Below are 14,394 nucleotides of genomic sequence, written 5' to 3' on the forward strand. Positions count from 1 at the left end.
ACAGGAGACAACAACATGACGCGCAAGCATTTCGGCTTGTCTGCGGCCGTCGCGGCCGTTGCCTTGAGCCTGCCGCTGCTCGCCAGTGCGCAGATCAAGGTGGGTGTCACCCTTGCCAGCACCGGCCCCGCAGCCTCGCTGGGCATTCCCGAGCGCAATACGGTTGCGCTGCTGCCCACCGAGGTAGCCGGCCAGAAGATCGAATGGATTGTGCTGGACGACGCCACCGACACCACGCAAGCCGTGAAGAATTCGCGCAAGCTGGTGTCCGACGACAAGGTCGATGTGCTGGTCGGCACCTCGATCACGCCGGGTTCGCTGGCCATGGTGGACGTGGCGGCCGAAGCCAAGGTGCCGATGATCAGCGTGGCCGCCAGCGCCAAGATCGTCGAGCCGGTCGACGACAAGCGCCGCTGGGTGTTCAAGACGCCGCAGAACGATGCCTTGATGGCCAGCGCGCTGGCCGACGCCATGGCCAAAGCCAAGGTCAAGACGCTGGGCTTCATTGGCTTTGCCGATGCCTATGGCGATAGCTGGCTGGACGTGATGCGCGATGCGGTCAAGGGCAAGGGCATCGAGATCACCGCGGTCGAGAAATACGGCCGTACCGATACCAGCGTGACCGGCCAGGTGCTCAAGCTGATCAGCGCCAAGCCCGATGCGGTCCTGATCGCCGGCGCGGGTACGCCGTCCGCGCTGCCCCAGAAAGAGCTGCGTGCCCGCAACTACCAGGGCACCATCTACCAGACCCATGGCGCGGCCAACAACGACGTGCTGCGTGTCTGCGGCAAGGATTGCGAAGGCATGCTGCTGCCGGCCGGCCCGTTGCTGGTGGCCGACCAACTGCCCGACAGCAATCCGGTGAAGCAATCGGCGCTGGCCTACACCAAGGCCTATGAAGCCAAGCACGGCGATGGTTCGACCAACACGTTCGGCGGCCATATGTGGGATGCCGGCCAACTGATCGTGACGGCCGTGCCCATCGCGCTCAAGACGGGCGCCAAGCCCGGCACGCCGGAATTCCGCGCCGCCATGCGCGATGCGCTGGAAGGCATCAAAGACCTCGCCGCCTCGCAAGGGGTGTTCAACATGAGCCCCGCCGACCACGCCGGTTTCGATGAGCGCTCGCGCGTCATGGTAAAAGTCGAGAATGGCAAGTGGGTGTACCAGCCCGACCTGTAATCTTCATGCCGCCGGCGCGGCAGCTCAGTCCCGCCGGCATCTCCACGCACCGGCCGCCAGGCCGGTGTGTCGCATCCGCAGCGTTGCCCGGCAGCGGGGCCGGGCAAGGCCAAGACACCCCTAAGGTAGTGGTTCGATGGATTTCACGATAGCGCTCATCCTGCTGCAGGACGGCATCGTCAACGGCGCCATCTATGCGTTGCTGGGCATGGCACTGGTGCTGGTGTTCACCGTTACGCGCGTCATCTTCATTCCGCAAGGCGAGTTCGTGGCGTTCGGCGCCTTGACGCTGGCCATGCTGGTCAACGGTCGGGTACCGGGCACGGCCTATCTGCTGCCGCTGCTGGGCGCCATCGTGCTGGTGATGGAAGTGCTGCGGGCCGTGCGCACGGGCGCCTGGGCGTCGCTGCCCAAGGTGTTGCTGACTTGCGTGGCCCTGCCGCTGGTGTTGTTGTGGCTGACCACGGCTTACGCCGGCGAGGGCAATTCGCTGTGGCTGAACATGCTGCTGACGCTGGCGCTGATCATCCCGATGGGCCCCATGGTGTATCGCATCGTGTACCAGCCGCTGGCCGAAGCATCGGTGCTGGTATTGCTGATCGTCTCGGTGGCCGTGCACTTCGCCCTGACCGGCCTGGCCCTGGTGTTCTTCGGTGCCGAAGGCTGGCGCACCCCGGCTTTCGTCAGCGGGCAGATCAACATCGGGTCCGCCACGTGGTCGGCGCAGAGCCTGTTCGTGGTGGGTACCTGCGCCTTGTTGATCGTGGCCTTGTGGCTGTTCTTCGATAAAACCCTGTATGGGCGTGCGCTGCGGGCCACCGCGGTCAACCGGCGCGGCGCGCGCCTGGTGGGTATCAGCACCAGCATGTCGGGCAGCCTGACCTTCACCCTGGCGGTGGCGATCGGCGCCATGTCGGGCATGCTGATCGCGCCCATCACCACGGTCTACTACGACACCGGCTTCTTGATTGGCCTGAAGGGCTTCGTGGGCGCCATCATCGGTGGGTTGGGCAGCTATCCCGTGGCCGCCGCCGGCGCCGTGCTGGTGGGCGTACTAGAGGCGTTCTCGTCGTTCTGGGCGAGCGCCTACAAGGAAGTCATCGTGTTCACGCTGATCATCCCGGTCCTGGTATGGCGGTCATTCAGCAGCCATCACACGGACGAGGAGGAGTAAGCGCCATGAACCGCATTCTGCTTATTGCATTCCTCGCCGCGCTGGCTGTCTTGCCGATGGTGCCGGCCACGCCGGAATTCTGGATCACCCAGCTCAATTACATCGGCCTGGCGGCCATGGTGGCGCTGGGGCTGGTGCTGCTGACCGGCGTGGGCGGCCTGACCTCGTTCGGCCAGGCGGCCTTCGTGGGCCTGGGTGCCTACACCACCGCGGTCATGACCAGCCAATACGGCGCCTCGCCCTGGCTGGCCTTGCCGGTGGGTTTGCTGCTGACTGCCGTGGTGGCATACCTGCTGGGCATGATCACGCTGCGCCTGTCCGGCCACTACTTGCCGCTGGGCACGATTGCCTGGGGCCTGTCGCTGTATTTCCTGTTCGGCAATCTGGACTGGCTGGGCAAGCACGACGGTATTGCGGGGCTCGAGCCCATCAGCCTGTTCGGCTTTTCGCTGGCCAGCGGCCGGCATATCTATTACCTGATCTGGGTCTTCCTGCTGCTGTCGCTATGGGCCACCAGCAACTTGCTGAGTTCGCGCCCCGGGCGGGCTATCCGCGCCCTCAAGAGCGGTGCGGGCATGGCCGAGTCGATGGGCGTGAACACGGCTGCCTACAAGGTCGTGATCTTCGTCTGGGCGGCATTGCTGGCTTGCCTATCAGGATGGATTTATGCGCATATGCAGCGCGCCGTCAGCCCCAGCCCGTTCGGCTTGAACTATGGCATCGAGTACTTGTTCATGGCGGTGGTGGGCGGCGCCGGCCATGTCTGGGGCGCGCTGGTGGGTTCGGCCGTGATCCTGGGCCTGAAAGACCAGTTGCAGAACCTGCTGCCGGCGCTGCTGGACACCGATGCCAACTTCGAGCTGATCGTGTTCGGCGTGCTGCTCATCCTGATGCTGCAGTACGCAGCCAACGGCTTGTGGCCCATCTTGTCGGCCGGCTGGGCGCGCCTGACCGGCGGCGCCGGCTCGCGCCGCAACCTGGCGCCGCCACCGGCCGCAGCGGCCTTGCCGCAGCGCGAGCGGCCGCAGGGTGGCGCGCTGGTGCTTGAAGTGGATGCCATCCGCAAGGAATTCGGCGGCCTGGTGGCGGTGAACGATATTTCGTTCAAGGTGCGGGCCGGCGAGATCGTCGGCCTGATCGGCCCCAACGGCGCCGGCAAGAGCACCACGTTCAATTTGATCAGCGGCGTGCTGCCGGCCACGCGGGGCCAGGTGCGCTTTCTGGGCGAGCGCATCGACGGCCAGTCGGCGCGCGATATCGCGCGGCGCGGCGTGGGCCGCACGTTCCAGCACGTGCAATTGCTGCCCGGCATGTCCGTGCTGGAAAACGTGGCCTTGGGGGCGCACATGCGCGCCGATGTCGGGGTGATGGCCGGCGCGCTGCACAGCGAGCGGGCACAAGAAGCCCGGCTGCTGCACGAAGCCGCCACCCAGCTCAAGCGGGTCGGCCTGGGCGACTACCTGTACGAGCAGGCCGGCAATCTGGCGCTGGGCCAGCAGCGTATTCTGGAAATCGCGCGCGCGCTGGCCAGCGATCCGGTGCTGCTGTTGCTGGACGAGCCCGCCGCGGGCCTGCGCTACAAAGAAAAGCAGGAACTGGCCAAGGTGCTGGGGCAACTGCGCGCAGAAGGCATGAGCATTCTGCTGGTGGAACACGATATGGATTTCGTCATGCGCCTGACCAATCACCTGGTGGTCATGGATTTTGGCACCAAGCTGGCCGAAGGGGTTCCGGCTGAAGTGCAGCAGAACCCCGCCGTGCTCGAAGCCTACCTGGGCGGCATCGACGATGACCTGCCCGAGGCCGGCGCGGCTGCATCCGCAACCGGGAGCATCCAATGAGCCAGGACCCGATTCTGGATGTGCGCGGGCTGAGCGCCCGCTATGGCAAGGTGGGGGCGCTGAGCGAAGCGACGCTGACAGTCGCCCCGGGCAGCATCGTGACGGTGATCGGCGCCAACGGCGCGGGCAAGTCGACCCTGCTCAATGCCATGATGGGCGCGCTGCCCACCACCGGGCATTCGTCCGGCGCGGTGCATTACGCGGGCACCGATGTGTCGGGCTGGACCGTCGAGCGGCGGGTGTCGGCAGGCATGTCGCTGGTGCCCGAGCGGCGCGAGCTGTTCGGCAGCATGTCAGTGGAAGATAACCTGTTGCTGGGCGGCTTCCGCCGTTATCGGGCGCGCGAGAGCGGCTGGCGCGGTACCCTGGACGAAGTGTTCGAGCTGTTTCCGCGCCTGCGCGAGCGGCGCCGCCAGCAAGCGGGCACGCTATCGGGCGGCGAACGCCAGATGCTGGCGGTGGGTCGTGCCTTGATGGCCAAGCCGCGTTTGCTGATGCTGGATGAACCCAGCCTGGGCCTGGCGCCGCGCATCGTGCGCGAGATTTTCCATATCATCGCGCGGCTGCGCGAGACCGGCGTGGCGATTCTTCTGGTTGAGCAGAATGCCCGCGCCGCCCTGCAGGTGGCCGACTACGGCTACGTGCTGGAAACCGGTGAAGTCATCCTGCACGGCCCGGCCCGCGAATTGGCTGGCAACCCGCGGGTGATCGAAAGCTATCTGGGCCTGGGCAAGGGGACTGAGTGAAAACCCGCCCCCGAAGCGCTGCGCGCATCCACCTCGCGGCTAGGCCTTACCCGACGGCCAGCGGCCGCCCAAGGCTTGTGTGGCCGACGCGGCTGCTTCAGTGGCCAGGCGCGACATTTTCTTGATGGCGGCCGCCGTGAAGCGCTCTTTGGGGCCGGACAGCGAGATGGCGCCACACATTTCCCCGCCCGGGCCGAACACGGGGCTGGCCACCGCCGCGCAGTTCGGATCGCGCTCGCCCATCGAGATCAGCGTCAGGCCGGCCGGCGAGGGCGGCTTGCCCTGGACCAGATAGGCTGTCAGCAGCCGCCCGGCAGCTCCCCGGTCCAGGGGCAGCAGGTCGCCCACGCGGATGCGGTCGAGCGTCGAATGGTGCGAGTCGACACGCAGCAGGCACATGCGCGACTGGGCATCGTGGTAGGCGTGGAATGACGCGCTTTCGGTTCCTTGGTCGACCAGTTGCTGCAGCAGCGGCTGCACCGCTTCGGTCAGGCGGTAGGTGGCCTCGTAGGCGCGCCCCAGGCGATGCGCATACGGGCCCAGCGCGTACCGGCCGTCGGCGCGCCGTACGACCAGGGCCGATTTTTCGAGCGAGGCAATGAGCCGCAGCAACGTGCTTTTGTAGAACCCCGTAGCCCGCGACAGGTCGGCCAGGCTGATGGCGTCGGTGCGCTGTGCGATGGCATCGACAATGGCCAGGGCGCGTTCGACGGCGGCTACGCCGTCGGAAGAGGGCTCGGGTTGGGAAGTGCGGCTCATGGATGATGCAAAGGCTTAATCGGAGTCGGCAGCGTCCGCGTCGATGATCCGGCTGATGACCGGAAAATAGCGATTGCCCTGGCCTTGCTCGATGGCGGCGGCGAACCAGTGATCGACGTTGCGCGCGCCCGGCGCGTCTACGCCGGTTTGTTCGGCCAGCGCCAGCGCGTAGCGCAGGTCTTTGCGGGCGTACTCGACCGGGAAGGCTTTCTCGGGAAATTCCCCGGGGAGAATAGCCTTTAAGCCATGGTTGCGCAACGCGAAGCTGTCGGCCGATCCGCGCGTGAAGGTTTCGAGCAGCACTTGCGGGTCTACCCCCGAGCGCCGCGCGATGGCGCGCGCCTCGGACAGCGCCGTCACGGTCTCGAACAGCACCATGTTGTTCAGGATCTTCACCACCTGGCCGCTGCCCACCGGGCCGCAATGCGTGATCTCCGAGGCAAAGGTGGCGATCAGCGGCTGTACCCGCGCATAGACGGCGGCCTCGCCGCCCACCATTACCGACAGCGTGCCGGCCTCGGCTGCGGCGCGCGTACGCGCCACGGGGGCATCGATGAACGTGGCGCCCTTGGCCGCGAATTCGGCGGCCAGGGCGCGCGTGGTGTCGACCGGCGAAGTGCTGGTGTCCACGATCAGCTGGCCCGGCCGCGCGTGGGCCAGCAAGCCTTGCGGCCCGCGCGCCACCTGGGCGACGATTTCGCCGGAAGGCAGCGACAGGAACACGATGTCACTGCCCTGGGCTACCTCGGCGATCGAGGCGGCGGTTGTCACGCCATGGGCCGCCAGGCGCTGCAACGGGGCCGGGTTGCTGTCGTAGCCCAGTACCGGCAGCCCGCATTTCCGGGCCAGGTTGCGGCAGATGGGTTCACCCATCACGCCCATGCCGATGAAGCCGGCACTCTTGAAGTCAGTCATTGGTATGGTCTCCGTCGATAATGCGATGGGGCTCACATGCCCCAATAGATGCCCTTGGATTGCTGGTACAAGCGCAGGCCCGACAGGCCTTTTTCGCGCCCGATCCCGCTTTGCTTGAAGCCGCCGAACGGCGTGGCGATGGACAACTGCTTGTAGGTGTTGATCCAGACGCTGCCGGCCTCGAGCTGCCGCGCCACGCGCCAGGCGCGCCGGTAGTCGGCGGTCCAGACGCCGGCGGCCAGGCCGTAGGCGCTGTCGTTGGCCTGCGCGACCAGGTCGTCTTCATCGTCGAATGGCAGCACGCACAGCACGGGCCCGAAGATTTCTTCGCGTACCACGTGGGCGTCGGGCTTTAATGCGCCCAGGATGGTGGGCAGGTAGAAGGCGCCCGCCTGCAGGGCGTCTGTGTCGGGGCGCCGCCCGCCCAGCAGTACTTCACCGCCCTCGGCCAGGGCGGTGCCCACCATGCCTTCGATCTTGTCGCGGTGCCCGAACGAGGCAATGGGGCCCATCTGCGCGCCGGCTGCATCGGGCAGGTCGACTTTCAACTGCGCCGCGCGCGCGACCAGGCGCTCGATGAACGGCTGGGCAATGTTGCGCTGTACGTAAAGCCGCGATCCGGCCACGCAAGACTGGCCGCTGCCTTCGAAGATGCCGCCGATGACGCCTTCGATGGCGGCCTGCTGGTCGGCATCGCTGAACACGACATGCGGCGACTTGCCGCCCAATTCCAGCGCCACGGGCATCAGCTTGTCGGCCGCGATGCGCGCAATGGCGCGGCCGCTGGCGGTGCCCCCGGTGAAAGACACCATGCGCACGCCGGGATGTTCCACCAGGCGCTTGCCCACGGTGGTGCCCAGGCCAGTGACCACGTTCAGGATACCGGGCGGCAGCCCGGCCTCGAGCGCAATGCGGCCCAGCTCGAGCGCCGGCAGCGAAGTGACTTCGGACGGCTTCAGAATAACGGCATTGCCCGCCGCCAGCGCCGGCGCGACCTTCTGGGCCTCCATTGTCATGGGGGAATTCCAGGGCGTGATGGCGGCCACCACGCCGTACGGTTCGTACTGGGTCATCGACAGATAGTTGCCGCGCGAAGGCGTGACTTCGGCATTCAAGGTCTCGCACACGCCCGCGTAGTAGCGGAACGTGGCCGAGGCGCTGGCGACCTGGGCCTGGCATTCGCCCCATACCTTGCCGTTCTCGATCATCTGCAGCCGCGCCAGCGTGTCGGCGTGGCGGTCCATGCCGTCGGCGATGGCGCGCAGCAGGGCGGCGCGCCTGTGCGGCAGCATGTCGCGCCAGGCGGGCTGGCGCACGGCTTGCCAGGCGCCGGCCACCGCCTCGTCCACCTGGGTATCGGATGCTGCACTGATCAGGAAATTGGACTGGCCGGTCGCTGGGTTGGTCGATTCAAAAGCTTGCTCGGGCGCGTCGATCCATGTGCCGCCGATAAGCATCGGCTTGAGCGTGCGGGAAGGGTCGTGGGTGGCGGACATGCTGGTGACTTCCTTGTGGTGGCGGGGTTGCGCGCGACCGTGCGGGGACCGCACAGCGGCATGCATGCGGGTTGACATCGTGCCAGCCAATAATTATAAAATAGAATAATCGTTCTGTTAAACAGAACATAAAAAATATACAAACACATCTGAGATGACAAGAGGAGATTCGCAAAGATGCTTACCCAATGGATGCGCGCCGGTTTCTGTGCCGCCGCCTTGCTCGTCACCGCGGCCCATGCCGAGACGTACCCCGCCAAACCTGTGACGATGGTGGTGCCGTACCCGGCCGGCGGTGCCACCGACGTGGTGGCGCGCGCCGTGTCACAGCAATTGGCCGAGGCCTGGAAGCAACCGGTGGTGGTGGAAAACCGTGCCGGTGCAGGCACAACGATCGCCGCAGCCGCGGTGGCGCGTGCACCGGGCGATGGCTACACGCTGTTCATGACCACCTCGGCTCATACGATCAGTGGCCATCTGTATCGCGACTTGGCATACGACGCCGTGAAGGATTTCGCGCCTATCACCTTGGTAACGAAGGTGCCGTTGGTGCTGGTGGTGAACCCGAAAGTGCCGGCCGCGACGCTGCCCGAATTTCTGGACTACTTGAAACAACACGGCAGCGATGTCAATTTCGCCTCGCCCGGCAACGGCACGGCGCAGCACTTAAGCGGCGAGCTGTTCAAGCTGGCCACCAACACGCAGATTATGCATGTGCCTTATCGCGGCGACGCTCCGGCATTCACCGATCTGGCGGGCGGGCAGGTGCAGATGATGCTGGCCACGATTACCTCGGCCTTGCCGCTGATCGAGTCGGGCAAGCTGCGCGCGCTGGCGGTGGCGCATAACAAACGGGTGCCGGCACTTGCCAAGGTACCCACGTTCAGCGAGGCGGGTATGCCTGGCTTCGAGGCGGCAACCTGGTTCGGCCTGCTGGCGCCGGCTTCGTTGCCGCCCAACCGGGCGCAGCACATCTATCAGGACGTGTCGCGGATCGTCGCTACCCCGGAGATGCGGGCTCGCATCGAGGCGTTGGGCGGCGACGTTGTCAACAGCACGCCGCAGGAGTTCGCGGCGTTCATTGCGGCCGAGCAGGAAAAGTGGGGCAAGGCCGTCAAGGCGGCTGGCGCCGCCCAACCCTAGCCGCCCGCTACTTGCCGCTGCGCGCGTATTCCATATACAACCGGTGCGCGCGCCGCGCCATGGGCCCATAGGGCAGGCTGCGGTCTTCGACCCGGTTCACGTACACCACCTTGCCATAGTTGCCGGTGGAAAATACTTCGTCGGCCTGCCCGACGTCGGTGCGCGACAGCGGCCGTTCCTGCACCTCGACGCCGTCGGTGCGCAGCAGGGCCAGCACGCGTTGGCGGGTGATGCCGTTCAGGAAGGTACCGTTGTCGGCCGGCGTGGCAACGACGCCGTCCTTGGCGATCCACAGGTTGGCGGTGGCGAATTCGGCCACATGGCCATCGCCGTCGAGCATGATGGCGTTGTCGAAACCCTTGGCGACGGCTTCGTGGATGGCGCGCTGGCCATTGGGATACAGGCACGAGGCCTTGGCGTCGGTGGGCGCCATGTTGGACCAGGCGCGCGCAAAGCTGGAAAAGCAGGCCGAAAAGCCCTGCTCGCCCGGCATGGGCACCTTGAATACGTGCAGCACGAACTGTGTCTTGTCGGGATCGGGCAGCAGGAAGCCGTCGGCACAGAAGAACATGGGCTTGATGTACAGCGCTTCGCCGGCCGGAAAGCGCGCCACGGCCTGCAGGCACAGGTCGCGGATCTGCTGCCAGCCCAGCTGGGGCTTCATCAGCATTTTCTCGGCCGAGCGCACCACGCGCTGGCAGTGCAAGTCCAGGTCGGGGGTCAGGCCATCGAAGGCCCGGGCGCCGTCGAACACCATGCTGGCCATCCAGAAGGCGTGGTCGGCCGGGCCCAGCAGCTTGGGGTTTTCGGTGGTCCATCGACCATCGTGCCAGTAGATTGCATCCATGTCGTCGTTCCTTGATTCGCTTGTACGCCGGCGGGCGCATCGCCCGCGCGAGCATACACCCGCCGATGTGCGCCGGGCCGGCTACAGCTTGGCCTGGACCCGGTCGGCGACCTCGGCGGGCACCCACTTGCGCCAGACATCGGGATACGTGCGCAGGAAATACTGCGCGGCGTCTTCGGGTTCGGCACCCTGGTTCTCAAGCCAGCCCAGGGTGTCGTCGATGGCCGGGCCGGGCATGCTCAGCTTCTCGAAGAAAGCCTTCAACTGCGGCGCCTGCCTGGCGAATTCGGCGTTCAGGCCGGTGACCACCTTGTTGGGCTTGAACTCGGTGGCCACCGGGTTCTCGCACTTCGGGTCGGTCATGCAGGTGTAGGCGGCCTGGTCGAACGCCGGCAATTGCAGCTTGACCAGATCCAGCGAGCCGACCAGCGCCGTGGGTGTCCAGTAATAAAACACGATGTCGCGCTTGCGCTTGTAGGCGGACACGATGGCGGCCTTCTGCGCGGCGCCCGAGCCAGGGGCGAACATCGTGTACCGGTCTTCCAGCTTCAGGGCCTTGAGCAGGTTGGCATTGAGGGTGCCGCAGGCCCAGCCGGCGGGACAGCCGTAAATGCGGCCCTTGCCTGGGTCTTCCGGGTCGGCGAACACCTTTACGTAGCGTGCCAGGTCGGCGGCGTTCTTCAGGTCGGGGTGGCGTTCGGCCGTGTAGCGGGGGATGTACCAGCCTTCGCCCGCGTCGAACACGTGGCCCACCGCCAGTACTTTGCCGGACTTCAGCGCCTTGTCCCAGGCGACCTCGATCTGGCCTGGCCAGACTTCGGGCGTGACGTCGACGTCGTGGCGTTGCAGGGCGGCCAGCATGGCCAGGGTCTCGCCGATTTCCACCGAGGTGGCGCAGCCGTAGCCGTGTTCCACGATGAAGCGTTCGATGCCCGCCAGTACCAGATTGGATTCCCAGTTCAGGCCGCTGAAGCGTACCGGCTGGTCGATCTCGCATTGGGCGGCGGCCGTGGCCGGTGCCGCCCACGACAGGGTAGCGGCTGCGGCCAGGGCGGCCAGGAACAAATGGGGCAATCGCAGCGTACGCATGGGATGTTGTCTCCTTGCTTGCGTGGTGGATGACGCTAGGCCTATGCCATTGTAAGGGCTGTCCGCGCAGGCCACGGCCAGGCCGGTCCGCTATGATTGGCAGCAGACGCAGGCACTTCCATGGCCCACAAACCTACTCCTACGCCAGCGGCCAAACCCCGGCCGCGCTTGCACGCTAGCCGCTCGTCCAGGCGGACGGTCACCCGCCTGGCGTCGGCGCGCTATCTGCTGGCGGCCGGCCAGTTTCGCGAAAGCCTGGCCATCATGCCGCCGCCGTCAGTGCGCAGCGCGGTGGTTGCCGGCCTGCAAGCTGCCTTGGCGGTGCTGCTGGCCCTGGCCAGCACGCGCCTGTCGCCCTGGCCGCAGTTGGTAGGGTTTGCCGCCCTGGGCGCACTGGCGGCCTTGTTCGGCCGCTATGTCACCCTGGGCCTGCGCCGGCGCATCGTGCTGATCTGCGGCTGCCTGCTGACATTGGGCGTGTTGCTGCCTTCGCTGGCATCGCTGGCCGGCGCGACACCTCCCATGATGATTGCCTTGCTGGCGCTGCTGGCCGGCGCGGCATCCCTGGCCGTGTCGTACTGGAACCTGGGTGGGCCGGGCGCCGTGATCTTCGTATTTGCCATCGGCGCCGTGATGGCGCCGGCCGAATCGGGCCAGGCCGTCTTGCTGCGCACGCTGGCCGCCGGCTGGGGCGCGGTGCTGGCCTGGCTGGTGTGCGCACTGACCGACCGCTTGCGCGGCGGCAGTGCGCCAGCCATGGCGGCTGTTCTGCGGCCGTCCCTGGCAATGCAGGCGACAGCCGCGGGCCGCATCACGCTTGGTTGTGCGGCGGCCGCTTTCATGGCCTATGCCGCCGGCGGGAACTACCCCGCCTGGGCAGCCATCGGTGCCGCCGCCGTCATGCAGGGGGGCCAACTGCATATCACCATGAACCGCGCGCTGCAGCGCATGGCGGGCACCGTGCTGGGCGCCTGCATTGTCTGGGCCATCCTGATCCAGCATCCGTCTTTCTGGGTCATGGTGGCGGCCATCGTCATGTTCCAGTTCATCACCGAAGTGATCATTGGCTTCAATTACGCGCTCGGCCAGATTACCGTCACGCCCATGGCGCTGTTGATGACACAACTGGCCTCGCCGATCATTTATACCGGCATGCCCGTCGAGCGCGTGCTCGACACGATCGTGGGCGCCGCGCTGGGCATTGTTTTCGCGTTGGTGTTTTCGTCTCTGGACGACCGGCGCCTGCTGGCCCGCCGCCGTCGCAAGTTCGCGGCGTTTCGCTAGGGCGGGTCAGCCCCGGCAAGACGCCGCGGGGGCGCTCAGGCGCGCCCGCGGCGGCGCTGCAGCAGCGCCTGCCATTCGCCCACGATGCCGCGGCGGAACGCCAGTACGCAGATGATGAAGATCAGCCCGATCACGATGGTGACGGACTCGCCCAGCCGCAGGAACCAGTTGTTGCCGGTCAGGTTGGCCAGGAACCGGCCGAAGTCGCCTACCTTGTTCTCCAGCAGTACTACGATGAAGGCGCCCAGGATGGGCCCCACCAGCGTGCCCAGGCCGCCGATCAGCGTCATCAGGATCACCAGGCCGGACATCTGCCAGGTGGCATCGGATAGCGTGGCCGACACGAACACCAGCGTCTTGGTGGCGCCGGCCAGCCCGGCGATGGCGGCCGACAGCACGAAAGCCAGCAGTTTGAAGCGGTCGACGTCGTAGCCCAGCGACAAGGTGCGCGGTTCATTCTCGCGCAGGGCCTTGAGCACCTGGCCGAAGGGCGAGTGCACGGTGCGCCAGATGATGAAGTAGCCGATCGCGAAAATCGCCATGACCAGGTAATACAGGTTCAGGTCCTTGCTCAGGTCGATGAAGCCGAACAGGGTGCCGCGCGGCACGCGCTGCAGGCCGTCTTCTCCACCGGTGAAGGCGGCCTGCAGGAAGAAGAAGAACACCATCTGCGCCAGTGCCAGGGTGATCATGGCGAAATAGATGCCGCTGCGGCGGATGGCCAGCAGGCCCATCACCAGCCCCAGCGCGGCAGCCACCGCCATGCCGAACAGCAATCCCAGCTCGGTGGGCAAGCCCCATACTTTCAGCGCATGCCCGGCGGCGTATGCCGCGCTGCCCAGGAAGGCCGCATGCCCGAACGACAGCAGGCCGGTATAGCCCAGCAGCAGGTTGAAGGCGCAGGCAAACAGCGCATAGCACATCACCTTCATGGCGAAGATGGGGTACACGCCCACGAACGGCAGGATGGCCACGACAATGGCTGCCGCCGCATAGCTGAGCAATTGGCGATTCATTTCTCTTTTCCGAACAGTCCTGCGGGGCGCAGCAACAGGACAATGGCCATGATGATGAACACCACGGTACTGGAAGCCTCGGGCCAGAAGACCTTGGTCAGGCCCTCGATCACGCCCAGCCCCAGGCCAGTAAGAATGGAACCCAGAATGGAACCCATGCCGCCGATCACCACCACGGCGAACACCACGATGATCAGGTTCGAACCCATCAGGGGCGAGATCTGCAGCACCGGCGCGGCCAGCACGCCGGCAAAGCCCGCCAGGGCCACGCCGAAGCCGTAGGTCAGGGTTACCATGCGCGGCACGTTCACGCCGAAGGCCTCGACCAGCTTGGGGTTCTCGGTGCCGGCGCGCAGCAGGGCGCCCAGGCGCGTGCGCTCGATGATGAACCAGGTGGCCATGCAGACCGTGATCGAAGCCACCACGACCCAGGCGCGGTAGTTGGGCAGGATCATGAAGCCCAGGTTGGTGGCGCCGCGCAACAGGTCGGGCGTGGGGTAAGGTTGGCCGGATACGCCGTAGAAACTGCGGAACAGGCCTTCGATCAGCAGCGTCAGGCCGAAGGTGAGCAGCAGTCCGTAAAGGTGGTCGAGCTTGTACAGGTGCTTGAGCAGCAGTTTTTCGATCACGATGCCGAACAGGCCCACCACCAGGGGCGCCAGGATCAGCATGATCCAGTAGTTCAGGCCCAGGTACGACAACCCCATCCAGGCCACGAACGCGCCCAGCATGTAGAGCGACCCGTGCGCGAAATTGATGACGTTCAGCAGCCCGAAAATGACCGCCAAACCCAATGACAGCATGGCGTAGAACGACCCGTTGACCAGGCCCAGCAGTAGCTGTCCGAGCAAGGCCTGTATGGGGATGCCGAAGAGGTCAATCATGTCGGGAGAATCCTGCGC

13 protein-coding genes are annotated in these 14,394 nt (G+C 66.0%); 6 read left to right on the forward strand and 7 right to left on the reverse strand.

What is annotated here, in order from left to right; translation table 11 throughout:
• The first annotated feature begins 15 nt into the window (after positions 1 to 15).
• From KW845_RS03080 to KW845_RS03095, 4 genes are all read left to right on the forward strand, one after another.
• Positions 16 to 1,182 (forward strand): ABC transporter substrate-binding protein, encoded by a 1,167-nt coding sequence (locus KW845_RS03080; protein WP_218367697.1) that lies wholly within the window; start codon positions 16 to 18, stop codon positions 1,180 to 1,182.
• Positions 1,183 to 1,318: 136 nt separating this feature from the next.
• Complete coding sequence (locus KW845_RS03085; RefSeq protein ID WP_218367698.1) at positions 1,319 to 2,356, forward strand: branched-chain amino acid ABC transporter permease; 1,038 nt, start codon at positions 1,319 to 1,321, stop codon at positions 2,354 to 2,356.
• A 5-nt stretch (positions 2,357 to 2,361) separates the two neighbouring features.
• Positions 2,362 to 4,197: an ATP-binding cassette domain-containing protein gene (locus KW845_RS03090; protein ID WP_218367699.1), complete on the forward strand. Its 1,836-nt coding sequence runs from the start codon at positions 2,362 to 2,364 to the stop codon at positions 4,195 to 4,197.
• Positions 4,194 to 4,943, forward strand: coding sequence for an ABC transporter ATP-binding protein (locus KW845_RS03095; RefSeq protein ID WP_218367700.1), 750 nt, complete (start codon positions 4,194 to 4,196; stop codon positions 4,941 to 4,943). The genes KW845_RS03090 and KW845_RS03095 overlap by 4 nt, the downstream gene beginning before the upstream one ends.
• A gap of 39 nt (positions 4,944 to 4,982) precedes the next feature.
• On the opposite strand, the gene KW845_RS03100 is transcribed toward KW845_RS03095, so the two are convergent.
• Genes KW845_RS03100 through KW845_RS03110 form a run of 3 tightly spaced genes read right to left on the reverse strand, consistent with a single transcriptional unit; the run spans position 4,983 to position 8,113 of the window.
• Complete coding sequence (locus KW845_RS03100) at positions 4,983 to 5,702, reverse strand: IclR family transcriptional regulator (protein ID WP_218367701.1); 720 nt, start codon at positions 5,700 to 5,702, stop codon at positions 4,983 to 4,985.
• 15 nt (positions 5,703 to 5,717) lie between these two features.
• Positions 5,718 to 6,617 (reverse strand): NAD(P)-dependent oxidoreductase, encoded by a 900-nt coding sequence (locus KW845_RS03105; RefSeq protein WP_218367702.1) that lies wholly within the window; start codon positions 6,615 to 6,617, stop codon positions 5,718 to 5,720.
• 32 nt (positions 6,618 to 6,649) lie between these two features.
• Complete coding sequence (locus KW845_RS03110; protein ID WP_255592343.1) at positions 6,650 to 8,113, reverse strand: aldehyde dehydrogenase; 1,464 nt, start codon at positions 8,111 to 8,113, stop codon at positions 6,650 to 6,652.
• A gap of 177 nt (positions 8,114 to 8,290) precedes the next feature.
• Between KW845_RS03110 and KW845_RS03115 the strand changes: the two genes are divergently transcribed.
• Positions 8,291 to 9,256: a tripartite tricarboxylate transporter substrate binding protein gene (locus KW845_RS03115; RefSeq protein ID WP_218367703.1), complete on the forward strand. Its 966-nt coding sequence runs from the start codon at positions 8,291 to 8,293 to the stop codon at positions 9,254 to 9,256.
• A 7-nt stretch (positions 9,257 to 9,263) separates the two neighbouring features.
• On the opposite strand, the gene KW845_RS03120 is transcribed toward KW845_RS03115, so the two are convergent.
• Positions 9,264 to 10,103 (reverse strand): branched-chain amino acid aminotransferase, encoded by an 840-nt coding sequence (locus KW845_RS03120; RefSeq protein WP_218367704.1) that lies wholly within the window; start codon positions 10,101 to 10,103, stop codon positions 9,264 to 9,266.
• An 81-nt stretch (positions 10,104 to 10,184) separates the two neighbouring features.
• Entirely contained in the window at positions 10,185 to 11,192 is a 1,008-nt protein-coding gene (locus KW845_RS03125; protein WP_218367705.1) for an ABC transporter substrate-binding protein, read from the reverse strand.
• 120 nt (positions 11,193 to 11,312) lie between these two features.
• Here KW845_RS03125 and KW845_RS03130 point away from each other — a divergent pair, with 120 nt between their 5' ends.
• Positions 11,313 to 12,476: an FUSC family protein gene (locus KW845_RS03130; protein ID WP_218367706.1), complete on the forward strand. Its 1,164-nt coding sequence runs from the start codon at positions 11,313 to 11,315 to the stop codon at positions 12,474 to 12,476.
• A gap of 35 nt (positions 12,477 to 12,511) precedes the next feature.
• Here the strand turns inward: KW845_RS03130 and KW845_RS03135 are convergent, their stop codons facing one another.
• Both KW845_RS03135 and KW845_RS03140 read right to left on the reverse strand, forming a co-directional pair.
• On the reverse strand, positions 12,512 to 13,492 hold the full coding sequence (locus KW845_RS03135; protein WP_218367707.1) for a branched-chain amino acid ABC transporter permease: 981 nt from the start codon (positions 13,490 to 13,492) through the stop codon (positions 12,512 to 12,514).
• Positions 13,489 to 14,376, reverse strand: a complete 888-nt coding sequence (locus tag KW845_RS03140) for a branched-chain amino acid ABC transporter permease (protein ID WP_218367708.1) — start codon at positions 14,374 to 14,376, stop codon at positions 13,489 to 13,491. Before KW845_RS03140 ends, KW845_RS03135 begins: the two co-directional genes overlap by 4 nt.
• Positions 14,377 to 14,394: the final 18 nt, after the last annotated feature.

This window comes from Bordetella sp. BOR01, from assembly GCF_019218885.1.
Lineage (GTDB): Bacteria > Pseudomonadota > Gammaproteobacteria > Burkholderiales > Burkholderiaceae_B > Bordetella_A.